16 protein-coding genes are annotated in these 18,132 nt (G+C 67.0%); 11 read left to right on the forward strand and 5 right to left on the reverse strand.

Features of this window, described 5'->3' with window-relative positions; genetic code table 11:
* Positions 1-4: 4 nt before the first annotated feature.
* Positions 5-1,171: a diphosphate--fructose-6-phosphate 1-phosphotransferase gene (locus C7I84_RS25935; protein ID WP_106775121.1), complete on the reverse strand. Its 1,167-nt coding sequence runs from the start codon at positions 1,169-1,171 to the stop codon at positions 5-7.
* Between the two features lie 254 nt (positions 1,172-1,425).
* On the opposite strand from C7I84_RS25935, the gene gabT reads away from it, so the two are divergent.
* On the forward strand, positions 1,426-2,712 hold the full coding sequence (gene gabT / locus C7I84_RS25940; protein WP_106775122.1) for a 4-aminobutyrate--2-oxoglutarate transaminase: 1,287 nt from the start codon (positions 1,426-1,428) through the stop codon (positions 2,710-2,712).
* A gap of 544 nt (positions 2,713-3,256) precedes the next feature.
* Here gabT and C7I84_RS25945 read toward each other — a convergent pair.
* A complete protein-coding gene (locus tag C7I84_RS25945; protein ID WP_106775123.1) occupies positions 3,257-3,976 on the reverse strand; it encodes a L,D-transpeptidase in 720 nt (239 codons plus the stop codon).
* 311 nt (positions 3,977-4,287) lie between these two features.
* On the opposite strand from C7I84_RS25945, the gene C7I84_RS30910 reads away from it, so the two are divergent.
* On the forward strand, positions 4,288-4,410 hold the full coding sequence (locus C7I84_RS30910) for a hypothetical protein (protein WP_280954234.1): 123 nt from the start codon (positions 4,288-4,290) through the stop codon (positions 4,408-4,410).
* 457 nt (positions 4,411-4,867) lie between these two features.
* Here C7I84_RS30910 and C7I84_RS25950 read toward each other — a convergent pair whose 3' ends face one another.
* Entirely contained in the window at positions 4,868-5,224 is a 357-nt protein-coding gene (locus tag C7I84_RS25950) for a hypothetical protein (RefSeq protein WP_106775124.1), read from the reverse strand.
* A gap of 79 nt (positions 5,225-5,303) precedes the next feature.
* On the opposite strand from C7I84_RS25950, the gene C7I84_RS25955 reads away from it, so the two are divergent.
* A complete protein-coding gene (locus tag C7I84_RS25955; RefSeq protein WP_106775125.1) occupies positions 5,304-6,626 on the forward strand; it encodes a tetratricopeptide repeat protein in 1,323 nt (440 codons plus the stop codon).
* Positions 6,627-6,642: 16 nt separating this feature from the next.
* On the opposite strand, the gene C7I84_RS25960 is transcribed toward C7I84_RS25955, so the two are convergent.
* Positions 6,643-6,981, reverse strand: coding sequence for a hypothetical protein (locus C7I84_RS25960; protein WP_133170162.1), 339 nt, complete (start codon positions 6,979-6,981; stop codon positions 6,643-6,645).
* A 271-nt stretch (positions 6,982-7,252) separates the two neighbouring features.
* On the opposite strand from C7I84_RS25960, the gene xylB reads away from it, so the two are divergent.
* The 4 genes from xylB to C7I84_RS25980 all read left to right on the forward strand — a co-directional run bounded on the left by xylB (position 7,253) and on the right by C7I84_RS25980 (position 11,063).
* A complete protein-coding gene (xylB, locus tag C7I84_RS25965) occupies positions 7,253-8,704 on the forward strand; it encodes a xylulokinase (RefSeq protein WP_106775127.1) in 1,452 nt (483 codons plus the stop codon).
* Positions 8,705-10,015: a xylose isomerase gene (xylA, locus tag C7I84_RS25970; RefSeq protein WP_106775128.1), complete on the forward strand. Its 1,311-nt coding sequence runs from the start codon at positions 8,705-8,707 to the stop codon at positions 10,013-10,015.
* 261 nt (positions 10,016-10,276) lie between these two features.
* Entirely contained in the window at positions 10,277-10,702 is a 426-nt protein-coding gene (locus tag C7I84_RS25975; RefSeq protein ID WP_245428613.1) for a GNAT family N-acetyltransferase, read from the forward strand.
* Positions 10,703-10,835: 133 nt separating this feature from the next.
* Positions 10,836-11,063, forward strand: a complete 228-nt coding sequence (locus C7I84_RS25980) for a hypothetical protein (RefSeq protein WP_106775130.1) — start codon at positions 10,836-10,838, stop codon at positions 11,061-11,063.
* Positions 11,064-11,114: 51 nt separating this feature from the next.
* On the opposite strand, the gene C7I84_RS25985 is transcribed toward C7I84_RS25980, so the two are convergent.
* Complete coding sequence (locus tag C7I84_RS25985; RefSeq protein WP_106775139.1) at positions 11,115-12,095, reverse strand: GlxA family transcriptional regulator; 981 nt, start codon at positions 12,093-12,095, stop codon at positions 11,115-11,117.
* 78 nt (positions 12,096-12,173) lie between these two features.
* Here C7I84_RS25985 and bcoG point away from each other — a divergent pair, with 78 nt between their 5' ends.
* The 4 genes from bcoG to C7I84_RS26015 all read left to right on the forward strand — a co-directional run.
* A complete protein-coding gene (gene bcoG, locus C7I84_RS25990) occupies positions 12,174-13,091 on the forward strand; it encodes a 3-dehydrocarnitine:acetyl-CoA trimethylamine transferase BcoG (RefSeq protein ID WP_106775131.1) in 918 nt (305 codons plus the stop codon).
* Between the two features lie 222 nt (positions 13,092-13,313).
* Positions 13,314-14,390, forward strand: a complete 1,077-nt coding sequence (locus tag C7I84_RS26000; RefSeq protein ID WP_106775132.1) for a carnitine 3-dehydrogenase — start codon at positions 13,314-13,316, stop codon at positions 14,388-14,390.
* Between the two features lie 155 nt (positions 14,391-14,545).
* Positions 14,546-15,709 carry an acyl-CoA dehydrogenase family protein gene (locus C7I84_RS26005; protein ID WP_106775133.1) on the forward strand — a complete coding sequence of 388 codons (1,164 nt, stop codon included), beginning with the start codon at positions 14,546-14,548 and terminating at the stop codon, positions 15,707-15,709.
* Positions 15,710-15,893: 184 nt separating this feature from the next.
* Positions 15,894-18,132: acetate--CoA ligase family protein (locus tag C7I84_RS26015; RefSeq protein ID WP_106775134.1), on the forward strand; the 2,239-nt coding region annotated here is incomplete at its 3' end.

Consider the following 18,132-nt stretch of genomic DNA (forward strand, 5'->3'; position numbering starts at 1 on the left):
ACCCTCAGACGAACGGCTTGCCGATGTCGTATTTCTTCGGCACCAGCCGTCCGAAATAGGCGCGGCCTGCGGCCGACAGGCCGGTGCCGCTCGCATCGAGGAAATCGTCCGGCATGTGGCGCGTCTTGCCGGCGACGTTGGCCAGCGGCACCTTGCGCAGCACCGTCCTGCCGTTCTCCTCCTGCAACGCCACCGAGCCGCCGCCTTCGGCGGCCACCCGCACGGCGAAGGCGCCGGCGTCGAAGGCCTCCTGCTGGTCGACCTTGCTGATGGCGCCGACGAAGCCGCGCGGCATGTAGCCGAGCGCGTCGACGCGCGCCCGCTTGCCCGGCAGCCCCTCGCGCAGCGCATGCTCGAAGGCCATGCCGAGATCGCCGCCGGAAAGCTTGAGATTGCCGTGCGCGTCACGCTCCAGCCGCTCCGGCGGGACCAGCGATTCGACCAGGGCGCGGCCGTCCTCGGTCGTCACGCCCTCAGACACGGCGACGATGCAGCGCTTGTGGCGGTCGAGCGTGAGCTTGACGTCGTCGATGAAGCGTTTCGGCGAGAAGGCGCGCTCCGGCACGTAGACCAGGTGCGGCCCGGACTCCTCGTCGATGCGCCATGCGGTCGAGGCGGCGGTGAGAAAGCCGGCATGGCGGCCCATGACGATCGCCACATAGATGCCGGGCAGCGCACGGAAGTCGAGATCGGCGGTGAGGAAGGCCCCCGCCGTATATTCCGCAGCCGAAATGAAGCCCGGAGTGTGGTCGTTTTCCTCGAGATCGTTGTCGATGGTCTTGGGGGCATGCACGAAGGCTATTCTGCCGCCGGAGGCGTCTGTGAGGATCTGCTGCGTGCCCGAGGTGTCGTTGCCGCCGATATAGATGAAGGCATCCGCGCCGGCCTTCTGCAGGCCCTTCAGCACCAGCTCGCAATAGGCGGCGTCCGGCTTGTCGCGGGTGGAGCCGAGGGCGGCGCTCGGCGTGCCGGCGATGCGGCGCAACTCGGCCTCGGGGACCGCCGACAGGTCGACGTAGTCGCCGTCGCGAATACCGCGCACGCCGTGGCGCGCGCCGAGCACCTTTGCGCCCGGATGCTGCTTGCGCACCTCAAGCGCGGCGCCGACCATGGTCTGGTTGATCACCGCGGTCGGGCCGCCGCCCTGCGCAATCACGAATGTTCCGGCCATGCCTTCCTCCGATCTGTTTCCTCCACGGTTTAGCCTAGTTTTGTGTCCGTGCAACCGCCGCAAGTCCCCACGGCTGAGGTTGAGCTAATCCGGCCGGCACGTACCGACCTGCTTGCAGGAGCAGCCTCTGCTGGCCGCAGAGGTTTTTTGCTGCTGCGCCATTCAAACGGCAGCTTCGGCGCTATAGTGGCGGCGATCAAGGGCGAAATGCCGTCAACCGGCCGCGGCTCGTGGCCGGATCTTTGAGGGAAACCATGTCGAACAACGCATCGCTTCAATCCCGCCGCACCGCCGCCATCCCGCGCGGCGTCGCCACCGCCTATCCGGTCTTCGCCGCGCGGGCGGAAAATTCCGAGCTGTGGGACGCCGACGGGCGCCGCTTCATCGATTTCGCCGGCGGCATTGCGGTGCTCAACACCGGCCATCGCCATCCCAAGGTGATCGCCGCCGTGAAGGCGCAGCTCGACGCCTTCACCCACACCGCCTTCCAGATCGTGCCTTACGAGCCCTATATCGAGCTCTGCGAGCGGCTGAACGCGCTGGCGCCGTTCTCCGGCGAGGCCAAGACCATACTGTTCTCCACCGGTGCGGAAGCGGTGGAGAATGCGGTCAAGATCGCCCGCGCCCATACCGGGCGGACCAATGTCATCGCCTTCTCCGGCGCCTTCCATGGCCGTACCCTGATGACCAGCGCGCTCACCGGCAAGGTGGCGCCCTATAAGAAGAAGTTCGGGCCGATGCCGGCCGGCATCTGGCACGTTCCCTTCCCGGTGCCGCAGCACGACGTTTCGGTGGCCGATTCGCTCAAGGCGCTCGAATACCTGTTTCGCGCCGACGTCGATCCGGTCAACGTCGCGGCGATCATCATCGAGCCGGTGCAGGGAGAGGGCGGCTTCCACCCGGCGCCGCCGGAGCTGCTGCAGGGGCTGCGGAAGATCTGCGACGAGCATGGCATCGTGCTGATCGCCGACGAGGTGCAGACCGGCTTCGCGCGCACTGGAAAAATGTTCGGCATCGAGAATTCCGGCGTCGAGCCGGACCTCGTCACCATCGCCAAGTCGCTGGCCGGCGGCTTCCCGCTGTCGGGCGTCATCGGCCGGGCGGCAATCATGGACGGGCCGGAGCCGGGCGGGCTCGGCGGCACCTATGCCGGCAGCCCGATCGCCTGCGCGGCGGCGCTCGCCGTGCTCGAGGTGATCGAGGAGGAGCGGCTGATCGCCCGCGCCGACACGCTCGGCGCGCGCATCAAGGGCGAGCTGGCGCGCATCGCCCGGCGCAACGACACCGTGCCGATGGAGTTCGTGCGCGGCCCCGGCGCCATGATCGCCTTCGACGTCGTCAAGGAGGGCGGCGGCAGCGAGCCGGACGCCGATGCGACGAAGCGGGTGACGCAGGCCGCCCTTGCCGAAGGGCTGGTGCTGCTGTCCTGCGGCGTGCACGCCAACACCATCCGCATCCTCATGCCGCTTACTATCTCCGACGACATCCTGGCGGAGGGCCTGGGCAAGCTGGAAAAGGCGCTGGTCGCCGCCCAGGGATGACGAGCGGGCGCAGGGGGACAGTTTACTTTGTTTCCGCAGAAAGACGGTAGCGCTTGAAGGCTGGCGCGGGCGGAAAAAAGTAAACTGTCCCCGGCACTTACCTCTCGCCCGCCGCGAAGTCGCGGCTGACGGAATCCGCTTTTCGCGGGCGTTTTATCCCCTCCCTTCTCGCTTGGCCTATACTTGTCCGTGAAAGCCGCTCCCTTGCGGGAATCTGGTGCGCACCGGGTATCAGGAGGGAGCGTCGGCGCCGGGTCGGTCGTGCAATCGGTAGCGCGGCTGGCGAGAGTTGGAGACCCGGGCCCCAGCCGCGACACCTGCGGAAATGCAGAGCTAGCGGACGGGCAAGAACGCCGGCGGGGCGCGGGTCACCGCGCCACGTACTTTAATTGAGAGGCTCGGCCCCGCGCCCCGCTTCCCGCACTTCTCTTCAATGGCCAGACTGCAAAAAAGCAGGGCGTGGCGAGGATGGAGCATGTCTGTGGCAGGGCAGTCATATATGACGAACGATGCGCAATTCCGACGCACCGCTTTCCGGCTGCTCTCACGCCACAACGACGATCGGCGTCTTGCCCTTGTCCTTGACCCGGTCGTAGAGGTCGATCACGTCCTGGTTGATCATGCGCACGCAGCCGGAGGAGGCGGCCTTGCCGATCGAGCGCCATTCCGGCGTGCCGTGGATGCGGAACAGCGTGTCCCTGCCGTCCTTGTAGATGTACAGCGCCCGCGCGCCGAGCGGGTTGTCGAGGCCGCCGGGCTGACCGCCGGCATATTTCTTCAGCGACGGTTTTCGCTCGATCATCTCGGAGGGCGGCGTCCACGTCGGCCATTTGCGGGTATGGTCGACCACCGCGCGGCCCGACCAGACGAAACCGTCCTTACCGATGCCGACGCCGTAGCGGATGGCGTCGCCGTTCTCCTGGACCAGATAGAGATGGCGTTCCCTGAGATGCACGACGATGGTGCCGGGCTTCTCGCCGGTGGGATCGACCACCAGCCGGCGCAGATGCTTCGGCTTCAGCTCGCCCGCCGGGATCGCCGGCAGGGTGAAGCCGCTGTCGGTGAATGAGGAATACATCAGCTCCGGCCGGCCGAGATAGCCGTAGCCGGCGGCCGGGCCAAGCGAGGCGGTTTCGACCTTGGCGGGGGCCGCGGGAGCGGCTGGCCGCGCCGGCACCGCTGCACGGCTGACCGTGGGCAGGCCGATGTCGATGCTGCGGCTGCAGCCGCCGAGCGCCAGCGCGCCCAGACCGAGAAGCGCCATGCGCCGGCTGATGACGACGTTGGAGAGGGCGGGGGCGAGAGTAAGAGAATCGAGCTTCGACACGGGCGGCACGCTACACCAGAAACGCTTTACGGACAGGCGCCGCTCACCGGCTGTTTCGAATCTTCATCAATCGTGGTTGACGAATTGTAAACTCAATAACCTTTTGTATTTGCTTCGGTATTTGACCGCACTCTGTGACTCCCCTGTGGATTTCCATGCTTCCGCCGCAGCCGACATGGGAACTCCTCCGTTCAGCCACAATGTCGGCCGGAGCCGTTCCTATCTGTCGCCGCGACAGCGAGGGAATCATGATCAGGACGTTGAAAACCGGGTTCGAACCGTTTGCAGCCGCATTGCTGGCGATCGCGCCGCTGCTCGCGGCAAGCATGGGCCTCATCCTGGTCCTGGCCGCATCGGCGGGGGTGTTCTGATGGACAGGCGGGAACGGCCCGGCGGCCTCGCCGCTTCGCGCACGCAGGGCCCGGTCGCGACCGAGCGCTGGCAGGGGTTCATCCTCTCCTTCGAAGAGAGGAGATATCCGTGCCGCTTGAAGCCCGGGCGGCCTTCGCCGCGGCATCAGCGGTTCTTCTGATTGTGCCAGGCATGCCACCTGTCTGCGCACGACCTTGCGGCGGCGACGCGAGACCTCGTCTGCGTGAGAGCCCGAAAGCGGTTCGCGAGCGCACGGCAGGGATGGTGCAAAGGCCGGGGACAGTTTACTTTTTTCGGCCCGCGCGGACTTCTGAACTACGGCAGCCTTCTGCCGAAAGAAAGTAAACTGTCCCCTGCGGTTCCTTCTGCCCGCGGCGGCATCGCGCGCGAATTTCGGCTCAATTGGGTGGGTAAAACGTTGCCCACTGGTGTCGGCACCTCCCCGGCGGCCGAGGCTCAGCCGACCATCTTCTTCATCTCGGCGATCTCGAAGAAGTCGAGCAGGATGGCGCCGGCGACGCCGAATGCGGTGAGGATCAGCCCGGTCAGGAAAATCCGGTTCGCGCGCTCGAAGTAACGGCGGCGCAGGCATTTGTGGTCGAGCAGGTCGGCCAGCGCCTTGATCTGGAAGCAGATGCCGATGAGCATCGGGCCCAGCGCCAGGCCGTCCAGCGGCTCCCACGGGATCGGATTGGCCGCCCAGTGGGAAAGGAAGCCGAGGGAGAAGGCGAGAACGATGCCGACAACGGTCAGCGTGCCGTTGCGGAAGATGGTCTCGACCAGATCGTCGGGTCTGTAGTCGCGGTCCGTCATGCAGCAATCACCGGGCAGGCTGTGATTCCGTCAAACTCCGGATAGGATGCTAAGAAAGCCTGAACGGAGGCCATGTTCCATGAAGGATCGTCTCGGACTGGAGCTTTCCGGCGCCGGCCAGGCGAGCCTGCCGCACTACGAGACGGCGCTGCGCGACCTGCAGTGCTTCGCCGGGGATCCCGTCGGCGCGGTCGACCAGGCGCTCGCGGTAAGCCAGGGTTTCGCCATGGCGCATGTGCTGAAGGGCTATCTCTACGCGCTTTCGACCGAAAAGGCGGCGCTGCCGGTCGCCCGCGTCTGTCACCAGGCGGCATCCGCCGCGGCCGGGACCGCGCGCGAGCGCGGCCATGCCGCCGCGCTGGGCCACCTTGCGGAAGGGCGCTGGCACGACGCCGGTCACGTTCTGGCCGCCGTCTCGGCCGAGCACCCGGCCGATGCGCTGGCTTTGCAGGCTGGACACCAGATCGACTTCTTCACCGGAAATGCGGCGATGCTGCGCGACCGCATCGCGCGCGCCCTGCCCGCTTGGTCGGCCGGCATGCCGGGCTACCATGCGATGCTCGGCATGCAGGCGTTCGGCATGGAGGAGATGGCCGCCTATGCCGAAGCCGAGGCGCTGGGGCGGCAGGCGATCGAGATCGAGCCGCGCGACGGCTGGGCGCAGCACGCGGTCGCGCATGTGATGGAGATGCAGAGCCGCCAGCGCGACGGCATTTCGTGGATGCGCGGCAACGAGGCCGCCTGGACCGGCGACAGCTTTCTCCAGATCCACAACTGGTGGCATCTCGCGCTCTTCCATTATGAGCTCGGCGAGGCGGATCAGGTGCTGGCGCTGGTCGACGGGCCGATCCGCGGCGGCCGTTCGCCGCTGGTCCTCAACCTGCTCGACGCTTCCGCCATCCTGTGGCGGCTTTGGATGGGCGGGATCGACGTCGGCGACCGCTGGGCCTCGCTCGCCGAGGACTGGAAGCCGAAGGCCGGCGACGGCAACTACGCCTTCAACGACATGCACGCCATGATGGCCTTCGTTGGCGCCGGCCTGGAGCAGGAAGCGCGCGGCCTGCTGGCCGCGCAGGAGGCGGCGATGCAGGGCGGCGGCGACAACGCCGCCTTCACCCGCGACGTCGGCCGGCCCGCCGTGCTTGCCGTCCAGGCCTTCGGCGAAGGCCGCTACGCGGATGCGGCAAGGCTGCTGCTGCCGCTGCCGGCGATTGCCCACCGCTTCGGCGGCAGCCACGCGCAGCGCGACGTGATCGAGCTGACACTGATCGAGGCGGCGCTGCGCGCCGGCGATGGATTTCTCGCCCGCGAACTCACTGCCAAACGTCTGGCGGCACGGCCGGCCAGCCCGCTTTCGGCGGTGTTTGCGGGACGGGCGGAGGCGCTTCCGTCCTTGTCCTGACGAGTTGCCGCCGCCCTCAGCGCCCTTGCAGGATACGGATGAGGTTGGGCGTCGGACGCCCCGCCATATATGCTCGATAGTCGGCATAGGAAAGGCGGCCCGAACTGACGGCGGTGACTATCCGCCGGCACACAACTGTCTTTACCGAGGACACGGAGCTGTTCGTCAGCGCCGCCATCACTTCCATATCCCTTTTGGAGGGGTTGGCCTTTTTGACGCAATCCGCCACGGCCATCGACCGCAGCTTGGGACTGCCGTCCAGCGCCACCTGCGCGGTCTCGTATTTTTCCTGACTCACCGCGCAGCCGGCCAGCACCAACAGCGCCACGCCGACAAGAACTGAAATCCGCCTCAAGATAACCCCCCACAAGTATCAGCTTGCCCCAAGCAATCTCATACTTGCAACCGCAGGGCGCGGCAAGCTTGCGCCGCAAGTACCGTGGTCACCGCGATCCCTCATTTTTCCTCATTTTTCCGAGGCTCGAAAAAATCTTCCTCTAGGTCTTTTGCCGGCCGGCATGCTCCGCTATTTTGCATCGAAACGGCCCGCGGCGGAGGAGGCTGCAAGCCGCGCTTCGTGGCGGAATAATTTCGTCGCGAATCCGGCGGCGTTCGGGAGGACAGACATGTATCTGGGGATCGACCTCGGCACGTCCGGCGTCAAGGTGCTGCTGATCGACGCCGACCAGGAGGTGGTCGGCTCGGCCAGCGCCCATCTCGACGTCTCGCGCCCGGAACACGGCTGGTCGGAGCAGGAGCCGGCCGACTGGATCAGGGCCACGGACGAGGCGATCGCCGCGCTTTCGGCCAAGCACGGCAAGGCGGTTGCCGCGGTCAAGGGCATCGGGCTTTCCGGCCAGATGCACGGCGCGACACTGCTCGATGCGGGGGACGAGCCGCTGCGCCCCTGCATCCTGTGGAATGACACGCGCAGCCACCGCGAGGCGGCGAAACTCGACGCCGATCCGCGCTTCCGCAAGATCACCGGCAACATCGTCTTTCCCGGCTTCACCGCGCCGAAGCTCGCCTGGGTGAGGAACAACGAGCCGGAGGTCTTCGCCAAGGTCCGCAAGGTGCTGCTGCCGAAAGACTACCTGCGCCTCTGGCTGACCGGCGAGCATATTTCCGAGATGTCGGATTCCGCCGGCACCTCCTGGCTGGATACCGGTGCGCGGAAATGGTCGGCGGAGCTGCTCGCGACGACGCATCTCGACGAGGGCCACATGCCGGCCCTGGTGGAGGGGACCGAGCAGGGCGGCAGGCTGCGCGACGAGCTGGCTTCGCGCTGGAAACTGCAGCAAGGCGTGATCGTGGCCGGCGGGGCCGGCGACAATGCCGCGTCGGCCTGCGGCATGGGCACGGTGAAGGCGGGCCACGCCTTCGTCTCGCTCGGTACGTCGGGCGTGCTGTTCGCCGCCAACGACGCCTATCTGCCGAAGCCCGAAAGCGCCGTCCATGCCTTCTGCCATGCGCTGCCGAGAACCTGGCACCAGATGGGCGTCATCCTGTCAGCGACGGATTCGCTCAACTGGCTGGCGGCGGTCAGCGGCAAGCAGCCGGCCGAGCTCACCAATGCTCTCGGCGAGGGACTGCGCAAGCCGACGGGCGTAACCTTCCTGCCCTATCTCTCCGGCGAACGCACCCCGCACAACGACGCGGTGATCCGCGGCTCCTTCACCGGACTCGAGCACGAGACCGACGTGCCGGCGCTGACCCAGGCGGTGCTGGAGGGCGTCGCCTTCGCCTTCCGCGACAGCCTGCAGGCGTTGCGCGAGGCGGGCACCACGATCGGCCGCGTCACCGCCGTCGGCGGCGGATCGCGCTCGCATTACTGGCTGAAGGCGATCGCGACGGCGCTGGACGTCGCCGTCGACATCCCCGCCGACGGCGATTTCGGCGCGGCCTTCGGCGCGGCGCGGCTCGGGTTGATCGCGGCCGAGAAAGCAGACCCGCACCACGTGCTGACCGCGCCTTCGACCGCCGAGACGATCGCGCCGGTGGCCGGGGTGACGGCGGCCTATGACGACGCATACGCGCGTTACCGCGCACTCTATCCGGCTATCAGAGGAGTTTCCTGAATGACCACCGGCTTTTTCGGCGACATCAAGCCCATCAAGTATGAGGGGCCGGATTCGACCAATCCGCTCGCCTACCGCTTCTACAATCCCGACGAGGTGGTGTTCGGCAAGCGGCTGGAGGACCATCTGCGCTTCGCCGTCGCCTATTGGCACTCCTTCGCCTGGCCGGGCGGCGATCCGTTCGGCGGCCAGACCTTCGAGCGTCCGTGGTTCGGCGACACGATGGAGAAGGCGAGGCTCAAGGCCGACGTCGCCTTCGAGATGTTCTCGCTGCTGGGGGCTCCCTATTACTGCTTCCACGACGCCGATGTGCGTCCGGAGGGCGCGACCTTTTCCGAAAGTGCGGCGCGTCTCGACGAAATTGCCGAGGTTTTCGCCGAAAAACAGCAGAAAACCGGCGTAAAACTGCTGTGGGGAACCGCAAATCTGTTCTCGCACCGCCGCTTCATGGCGGGCGCGGCGACCAATCCGGACCCCGACGTCTTCGCCTATTCGGCGGCGACGGTGAAGAAATGCATCGACGTCACCAAGCGGCTCGGCGGCGAGAACTATGTGCTGTGGGGCGGCCGCGAGGGCTATGAGACGCTGCTCAACACCGACATGAAGCGCGAGCGCGAGCAGGCCGGGCGTTTCCTGTCGATGGTCGTCGACTACAAGCACCGGATCGGCTTCGAGGGAACCATCCTGATCGAACCGAAGCCGCAGGAGCCGACAAAACACCAGTACGACTACGACGTCGCCACCGTCTACGGCTTCCTCAAGGACTTCGGCCTGGAGAAGGAGGTCAAGCTCAACATCGAGCAGGGCCATGCGATCCTGGCCGGCCATTCCTTCGAGCACGAGCTGGCGCTGGCCGGCGGGCTCGGCGTCCTCGGCTCGATCGACATGAACCGCAACGACTACCAGTCGGGCTGGGACACCGACCAGTTCCCCAACAACGTGCCGGAGATGGCGCTGGCTTACTACTACGTTCTGCAGGCGGGCGGTTTCACCACCGGCGGCACCAATTTCGACGCGAAGCTGCGCCGCCAGTCGCTCGACCCGCAGGATCTGCTGATCGGCCATATCGGCGGCATGGACTGCTGCGCCCGCGGGCTGAAGGCGGCGGCGCGGATGATCGAGGACAAGGCGCTGTCGGGGCCGCTGGAGGAGCGCTATGCCGGCTGGAAGTCGGCGGAGGCGCAGGCGATGCTGTCGGGCAAGCGCACGCTCGAGGAGATCGCCGAGCGCGTGGTCAAGGAGAAGATCGAGCCGCAGCCGCGCTCCGGCCGGCAGGAGTTCCTGGAGAACGTCGTCAACCGCTACGTCTGAGACGGCGGCCTGCGTGATTTCCCGATCCGAACCTGCTAGCCGGGCCTCGGATCGGTTCGACGCTGCGCGGCCACCGCTTGGATGCCTTGGCGGCGCCTGCCTGCACGAGCTTGTCCCTGACGTTCTGGATCGACGGTTTTCCCTGTCTGCGCGGCGAGCGTGCCGGATCGACCTGATACAAGGCCTCTCCAGAGTGGAGAGGCCAGCATGGACGAGAGCCGGATCGTCATACGTCCCGCGACGGAAGCGGACAGGGCGTCGGTGCAGGCGATCCTGGCCGACACGTTCGAGACCACATGGCGCCCGCATCTGACGTCCGCTGCGATCGAGGACTACCTGTCGGCGGGGCGCGGCGATCGTTATGTCGGCGAACACTGGCCGGCATTTTGGGTCGCCGAAATGGACGGCAAGCCCGCCGGTTTCGTGCATTGGGACGGCGACTTCATCGAAGCCGTGCACGTCTCCTCAAATCATCTGCGCCGGGGCATCGGCAGCCGGCTGCTCGACCATGCCGAGCGCGCGATCGCCGCGGCCGGCTTTGCCGAGGCGCGGCTGGAAAGCGACGACTTCAACCGGCGCAGCCACGCCGTTTACCTGACGCGCGGCTACGTAGAAAAGGACCGCTATCCGGACGATGAATGGAACAGCGGCTTCACGACGCTGCTTTTCGCCAAGCCGCTCGGGTGACAGCAGCAGCGGATTTTCTCCGGGGACATTTTTCAAGTCAGGGCAAGGGGTTGGCGTGGGTGGATGGGCGGTGCCTCATTTCCGGCACGCAGATGCCTTCGGCCTGTCATGAAACCCCGGTAGGGTCCGTGGCATGGAACAGAATCGCATAGACCACGCGCTGCCGGGCCGGCTCGATCAGGCGATCTTCAACGGCTTCGGCGACGACGATTCGATTGTCGATCGGCTGCTGGCGCTGCCGGTTGCAACGCCGGCGCACGACGGCAAACCCAATGTTTGGGAGGCCGGAGTGGCGCGGCGACTGGAAAAGCTGCTTGCCGACGAGATGCGCGAGCGGATCGAAGGCAAGCCGGAACGCTAGGCCGGAGCCTCGGCCAAGACTTAGTCAACCAGTAATCCACAGGTGCGATGTCTATTTCTGTCGCATGCGGCGTGGCGCCTCACCAAAGGCGCGTGAAAAGGCCCGCGAAAAGGCAGCCGAGCTGGAAAAGCCGCAGCGCGCGGCGACGTCGGCCAAGGCGATGCGGGTGTCGAGCACCAGCCGGCGCGCCGCATGCAGCCGCAGCCGCAGGTAGTAGGCGCCCGGCGATTCGCCGATCGAGCGGCGGAAGATCGTCTCCAGCGTGCGGGCGGTGACGCCGGCCCGCCGGGCAATTGCCGCGACGGTGAGCGGCTGGTCGATATGCGCCTCCATCAGCCGCACCGCCTGCGCGAGGCGCGGGTCGTAGCCGTCGAGCCGGCCGAGCGACACCAGCGGCTGCGCGTCGGTGGCGGAGCGCGCCTGGTCGTAGATGAAGACTGAGGCGACATCGAGCGCCACCGCCATGCCGAGGCGCGAGCGCACCAGATGCAGCATCAGGTCGAAGGTCGGCGAGGCGCCGCCGGCGGTGAAGGCCGGGCCGTCGATCACATAGCGGTCGGGCCGCACGTCGGTGCCCGGAAAGGCGTCGACGAAATCCTCCATGTCCTCCCAATGCGTCGTCGCGGCCCGCCCCTCCAGCAGCCCGGCACGGGCGATCACCCATGAGCCGGCCTCGATGCCGCCATAGGCGCGCGCCGCCCGCGCCACCCGGCGGACGCCGGTCAGCAGGCCCGGAGCGGCCTCGTGGCGTGCGCCGAAGCCGCCGATGATTGCGAGCACATCCGGGCGCTGCGCCGGATCGAATATGCCCGTGACCGCGACGGGCAGGCCGGCGGTGGTGATAGGCGGGGAGCCGTCGAGCGATACGATCTTCCAGTCGAACATCGTCTCGCCGGTCACGCGATTGGCCGCCCGCAGCGGGTCGACGGCCGAGGCCACGCACATCAGCGATGAGCCGGAGAGCGCGAGGAAGGTCACGCCGAGCGGGGTCCGCTCGGGCAGAAAGATTGAGGGCTTTTCGCCTTTCGCCATTTCGATTTCGTAAAACGCAAAGCACTTTCCCGCAAGTGAGGCATGCTTGGTCCGTAGACGACAAGGGAGGAGGTCCTCATGCCGCTCGAGATGAATCGCGAGGTCTTCATCACCTGCGCCGTGACCGGTTCCGGCGGGACGCAGGATCGCAGCCCGCATGTGCCGCGCTCGCCAAAACAGATCGCCGACTCGGCGATCGCGGCGGCCAAGGCGGGCGCCGCCATCGTCCACTGCCATGTGCGCGACCCCGAGACCGGAAAACCGCGCCGCGACGTCTCCCTCTACCGCGAGGTGACGGAGCGCATCCGCGAGGCCGATGTCGACGTGGTGCTGAACCTCACCGCCGGCATGGGCGGCGACATGGTGTTCGGCCCGGTCGAAAGCCCGCTGCCGCTGAAGACGGCGGGCACCGACATGGGCGGTGCCACCGACCGGGTCGAGCATGTGCGGCAATGCCTGCCGGAGATATGCACGCTCGACTGCGGCACCATGAACTTCGCCGAGGCCGACTATGTGATGACCAACACGCCGGGCATGCTGCGCGCCATGGGCGGCATGATGACCGAAATGGGCGTCAAGCCGGAGATCGAGGCCTTCGACACCGGCCATCTCTGGTTCGCCAAGCAGTTGGTGGCCGAAGGCGTGCTGGCGCCGCAGGCGCTCGTGCAGCTCTGCATGGGCGTGCCTTGGGGCGCGCCGGACGACCTCAACACCTTCATGGCGATGGTCAACAACGTGCCGAAGGACTGGACGTTTTCCGCCTTCTCGCTCGGCCGCAACCAGATGGCCTATGTCGCGGCGGCGGTGCTCGCCGGCGGCAACGTTCGGGTCGGCCTGGAGGACAATCTGTGGCTCGACAAGGGCGTGCTCGCCACCAATGCGCAGCTGGTCGAGCGGGCGGTCACGGTCGTCGAAAACCTCGGCGCGCGGGTGATCGGGCCGGAAGAGGTGCGCAAGAAGCTCGGGCTGACGAAACGGGCGCCGTTGGCCGCATAGGAATCGGGAATGCTGGCATTCCTTCCCACCCCCCTCTGTCCTGCCGGACATCTCCCCCGCAAGGGGGGAGATTGGCCGGCCGCCTGGCTTTCGCCAATCGTCCGCGTTGCAGAGGGTCGTGAGGCGTCGAGACAGCTAATCTCCCCCCTTGCGGGGGAGATGTCCGGCAGGACAGAGGGGGGTGACATGGAGCGGCACCGCCGGAAATAGGGGGATTGCACAATGACCATCGAAAAAGCAGCGGCCATCGGCGGGGGCGTGATCGGCGCGGGCTGGGTGGCCCGGCTGCTGCTCAACGGCATCGACGTCGCGATCTACGACCCGGACCCGGAAGCCGAGCGCAAGGTCGGCGAGGTGATGAAGGGGGCGCGCCGCGCCTACCGCAAGATGGTGCCGGGCGGCCTGCCCAGGGAAGGCAAGCTGACTTTCGCCAAGACGATCGCCGAGGCGGTCGACGGCGCCGACCTCGTCCAGGAGAGCGTGCCGGAGCGGCTCGACCTCAAGCACAGGGTGCTGGCCGAGATCGACAGGCACGCGCCGGCCAACGCGCTGGTCGCCTCCTCGACCTCCGGCATCAAGCCGACCGACATGCAGAGCGCCATGCGGCGGCCGGAGCGGCTGGTGGTGGCGCATCCGTTCAACCCGGTCTACCTGCTGCCGCTGGTGGAGATCGTCGCCGGCAAGGACACGCTGCCGGAAGCCGTCGAGATGGCCAAGGAGGCCTATTCGTCGATCGGCATGAAGCCGGTGGTGGTGCGCAAGGAGATCGAGGCTTTCGTCGGCGACCGGCTGCTGGAGGCGGCGTGGCGCGAGGCGCTGTGGCTGATCAAGGACGGCATCTGCACCGTCGAGGAACTCGACGACATCATGCGCTATTCCTTCGGCCTGCGCTGGGCGCAGATGGGCATGTTCCAGGTCTACCGCATCGCCGGCGGCGAGGCCGGCATGCGCCACTTCATGGCGCAGTTCGGGCCGTGCCTCACCTGGCCGTGGACCAAGCTGATGGACGTGCCGGAATACAATGACGAGCTGGTCGAGCTGATCGCCACGCAGTCGGACGAGCAGGCCAACGGCCTGTCGATCCGCGAGCTGGAAAAGATTCGCGACGACAATCTGGTCGCCATCATGGAAGCGCTCGGCAAGCAGAACAAGGGCAAGGGCTGGGGCGCCGGCGCGCTCTACAACGCGTTCACGGGCGAGCTGGCCAAGCGGGCGACGAAGCCGAAGGCGTCCAAGGCGGCGGAGAAGGCCAAGGCCGAGAAGAAAGCGGAAAAGCCAAAGAAAAAGAAGAAGGATTGAGGCGTGAATTCGCGTGGTGCGTCCTTCGACAGGCTCAGGATGAGGATCGTTGGTGCAAGCCTTTGCATATCGAGGATTGGCGCAAACGGGCCTCATCCTGAGCTTGTCGAAGGACGCACCACGACACGGTCAACCTTGTAACAGGTGATGCGAACATGGATTTCGGTCTTTCCGAAGAACAAAAGCTGATCGTCGATACGACGCGCGCCTTCGTCGAAAACGAACTCTATCCGCATGAGCGCGAGGTCGAGCGCAGCGGCCATCTCAGGATGGAGCTGATCAAGGAACTGCAGAAGAAGGCGATCGACGCGGGGCTCTATGCCGCCAACATGCCGGCCGAGGTCGGCGGCGCCGGGCTCGATACGGTCACCTGGCTGCTCTATGAAAAGGAACTCGGGCGCGCCAACTATGCGCTGCATTGGACCTGCGTGGCGCGGCCGTCCAACATCCTGCTCGCCGGCACGCCGGAACAGCGCGAAAAGTATCTTTTCCCGTGCATCCGTGGCGAGAAATGGGACTGTCTCGCCATGACCGAGCCGGGCGCCGGCTCCGACCTGCGCGGCATGAGGGCATCGGCCGTGCAGGACGGCGACGATTTTGTCCTCAACGGTACCAAGCATTTCATCTCCCATGCCGACCTTGCCGACTTCGCAATCGTCTTCATGGCCTCGGGCGAGGAGGAGTCTCCACGCGGCAAGCGGAAGAAGATCACCGCCTTCTTCGTCGACAAGGGAACGAAAGGCTTCACCGTCCGCGACGGCTACCGTAACGTCTCGCACCGCGGCTACACCAATTCGGTGCTGGAGTTCGACGACTGCCGGCTGCCGAAGGAGCAGGTTCTCGGCGAGGTGCACAAGGGCTTCGAGGTGGCGAATTCCTGGCTGGGCGCGACGCGCCTGCAGGTTGGCGCCACCTGCCTCGGCCGGGCCGAGCGGGCGTTGCAGCACGCGATCGAATACGCCGCGCAGCGCGAGCAGTTCGGCCAGCAGATCGGAAAGTTCCAGGGCGTGTCGTTCAAGCTCGCCGACATGGCGACCGAGCTGAAGGCGGCCGACCTGATGGTGTTCGAGGCCGGCTGGAAATACGATTCCGGAACCGTCACCGACCAGGACATGGCGATGGCCAAGCTGAAGGCGACCGAAATGCTTGCCTTCGTCGCCGACGAGGCGATCCAGATCCATGGCGGCATGGGGCTGATGGACGACCTGCCGCTGGAGCGCATCTGGCGCGACGCAAGGGTAGAGCGCATCTGGGAGGGAACGAGCGAGATCCAGCGGCACATTATCTCGCGGGCATTGCTGAGGGCGGTGGGGGGATGATGGGCCTGCCCGCGCTCTGTCGCACCCCCCTCTGGCCTGCCGGCCATCTCCCCCGCAAGGGGGGAGATTGGCAGCGTCGGCGTCGCGCCTCTCACTGCGCTGGAGACTGGCGAAAGCAGCCCGGCCATCCAATCTCCCCCCTTGCGGGGGAGATGGCCGGCAGGCCAGAGGGGGGTGCTGCATGATGAACCGCCTCGAACGCCTCCTTCGCCCGAAATCCATCGCCGTCATCGGCGGCGGCGCGTTCGGCACCAGCGTCGTCAGGCAGTCGCTGAAGATGGGCTTTGCCGGCGCAATATGGCCGGTGCACCCGAGCAAGGCCGAGGTCGAGGGCGTGAGGGCCTACCGCACGGTGGCCGAGCTGCCCGGCGCGCCGGACGCGGCCTTCATCGGCGTCAACCGCCACCTCACCGTCGAGATGGTCAAGGCGCTGCGGGAGAAGGGCGCCGGCGGGGCGGTGTGCTTCGCCTCCGGCTTCCGCGAGACCGGGCACTACGACCCGGAAGGCGACGGGCTGCAGGCGGCGCTGCTGGACGCCGCCGGCGACCTGCCGATCATAGGCCCGAACTGCTACGGCCTGATCAACTACGCCGACGGCGCGCTGCTGTGGCCCGACCAGCATGGCGGCATCCGCCTTGCCGAAGGCGAAACGGGCGCGGCGATCGTCACGCAATCCTCCAACATCGCCATCAACATGACCATGCAGGCGCGCGGCCTGCCGGTCGCCTACATCATGACGGCCGGCAACCAGGCGCAGACCGGTCTGTCGGAGATGGCGCTTGGCCTGATCGAGGATAGCCGCGTCTCGGTGCTGGGGCTGCATATCGAGGCGTTCGACAAGGTCGACGGTTTCGAAAAACTGGCGGCGCGGGCGCGGGAGTTGAAGAAGCCGATCGTCGCGATGAAGGTCGGGCGCTCCGAGCAGGCGCGGGCCGGCACGATCTCGCACACCGCCTCGCTGGCCGGCTCGGATGCGGCCTCGGATGCGTTCCTGAAGCGGCTGGCCATCGCCCGGGTCAACTCGATCCCGTCCTTCCTGGAAGCGCTGAAGCTGCTGCATGTGCACGGGCCGCTGGCGGGCTACCGGCTTTCTTCCATGAGCTGTTCGGGCGGCGAGGCGTCGGTGATGGCCGACAGCGCGGAAGGCCGGAAGGTATTCTTCCCGCCGCTGGCCGAGGAGCATCGGGCGCGCGTCAAGGCGACGCTGGGGCCGCTGGTGGCGGTCGCCAACCCGCTCGACTATCACACCTTCATCTGGAACGACGAGCCGGCGATGACGGCGACCTTCGGCGCCTTGGCGTCGGGCGGCTTCGACCTCAACCTGCTGGTCCTCGACTTCCCGCGCCGCGACCGCTGTTCGGACGTCGACTGGTGGACGACGCTGCGGGCGTTCGAAAGCGGGCTCAAGGCGCATGGCGCCAGGGGCGCGGTGGTGGCGTCGCTGCCGGAAAACCTGCCGGAGGATTATGCGCCCGGCCTGATGGCACGCGGCATGGTGCCGCTTTACGGTATCGCGGAAGCGTTCGACGCGGCCGAAGCGGCGGCGGTGATCGGAGAGGCTTGGTCGCAGGAGGAGTTGGAACTGGTCGGGGGTGTGGGCGCCAAGGCACCCCCCTCTGCCCTGCCGGGCATCTCCCCCGCAAGGGGGGAGATTGATCCGGCCGCCAGGAGTTCGCCAATCGCCAGCATTTCAGAAGGAGCAGCGGCGCCGAAGCTGCCGATCTCCCCCCTTGCGGGGGAGATGGCCGGCAGGCCAGAGGGGGGTGCCTTGCGCTACCTGGCCACCCTGGACGAAGCCGGTGCCAAGGCGCTGCTGGCAGAGGCCGGCGTGTCGGTGCCGGCCGGACAACGCGCCACGACGGTGGACGAGGCGGTTGCCGCCGCCGCGGCGCTCGGCTTCCCGGTTGCGCTCAAGGCGCTCGGCGTGGCGCACAAGTCGGAAGCGGGCGCGGTGAAGCTCAACCTGCGCGACGCGGCCGCGGTGCGTGCCGCAGGGGAACAACTCGTGCCGCTGGGCAGCGGGCTCTATGTCGAGCGCATGGTCGAGGGCGGCGTCGGCGAACTGATCGTCGGCTTCACGCGCGACCCGCTGTTCGGGCCGGTGATGACGCTGGGCTCGGGCGGCGTTCTGGTCGAGTTGCTGAAGGATTCCGCCACCTTGCTGCTGCCGGCGTCGCGAGCCGAGATCGAGGCGGCGCTGCGCGGGCTAAAACTGTTTCCGCTGCTCGACGGGTTTCGCGGCCGGCCGAAGGCTGATCTGCGGGCGGCGATCGGGGCGATCGAAAGGCTGGCCGGCTTCGTGCTCGCCTATGCCGACGAGATCGATGAAATCGACGTCAACCCGCTGATCGTCTGCGCCGAGGGCAAGGGCGCCTGGGTGGCTGACGCGTTGATGGTCGTTTCCTCCCCCCTCGCGGGGGAGG

Source organism: Kumtagia ephedrae, from assembly GCF_003012745.1.
GTDB classification, from domain to species: Bacteria; Pseudomonadota; Alphaproteobacteria; order Rhizobiales; family Rhizobiaceae; genus Kumtagia; species Kumtagia ephedrae.

Excerpts from the sequence above, each read along its gene's own strand:
- C7I84_RS26000 (WP_106775132.1), top strand. The coding sequence starts at position 13,314 with ATGACCATCGAAAAAGCAGCGGCCATCGGCGGGGGCGTGATCGGCGCG.
- bcoG (WP_106775131.1), top strand. The coding sequence starts at position 12,174 with ATGCCGCTCGAGATGAATCGCGAGGTCTTCATCACCTGCGCCGTGACC.
- gabT (WP_106775122.1), top strand. The coding sequence starts at position 1,426 with ATGTCGAACAACGCATCGCTTCAATCCCGCCGCACCGCCGCCATCCCG.
- C7I84_RS25950 (WP_106775124.1), bottom strand. The coding sequence starts at position 5,224 with ATGACGGACCGCGACTACAGACCCGACGATCTGGTCGAGACCATCTTC.
- C7I84_RS25980 (WP_106775130.1), top strand. The coding sequence starts at position 10,836 with ATGGAACAGAATCGCATAGACCACGCGCTGCCGGGCCGGCTCGATCAG.
- xylA (WP_106775128.1), top strand. The coding sequence starts at position 8,705 with ATGACCACCGGCTTTTTCGGCGACATCAAGCCCATCAAGTATGAGGGG.
- C7I84_RS26005 (WP_106775133.1), top strand. The coding sequence starts at position 14,546 with ATGGATTTCGGTCTTTCCGAAGAACAAAAGCTGATCGTCGATACGACG.
- C7I84_RS25955 (WP_106775125.1), top strand. The coding sequence starts at position 5,304 with ATGAAGGATCGTCTCGGACTGGAGCTTTCCGGCGCCGGCCAGGCGAGC.
- C7I84_RS30910 (WP_280954234.1), top strand. The coding sequence starts at position 4,288 with ATGATCAGGACGTTGAAAACCGGGTTCGAACCGTTTGCAGCCGCATTG.
- C7I84_RS25985 (WP_106775139.1), bottom strand. The coding sequence starts at position 12,095 with ATGGCGAAAGGCGAAAAGCCCTCAATCTTTCTGCCCGAGCGGACCCCG.
- C7I84_RS25935 (WP_106775121.1), bottom strand. The coding sequence starts at position 1,171 with ATGGCCGGAACATTCGTGATTGCGCAGGGCGGCGGCCCGACCGCGGTG.
- C7I84_RS25945 (WP_106775123.1), bottom strand. The coding sequence starts at position 3,976 with ATGGCGCTTCTCGGTCTGGGCGCGCTGGCGCTCGGCGGCTGCAGCCGC.
- xylB (WP_106775127.1), top strand. The coding sequence starts at position 7,253 with ATGTATCTGGGGATCGACCTCGGCACGTCCGGCGTCAAGGTGCTGCTG.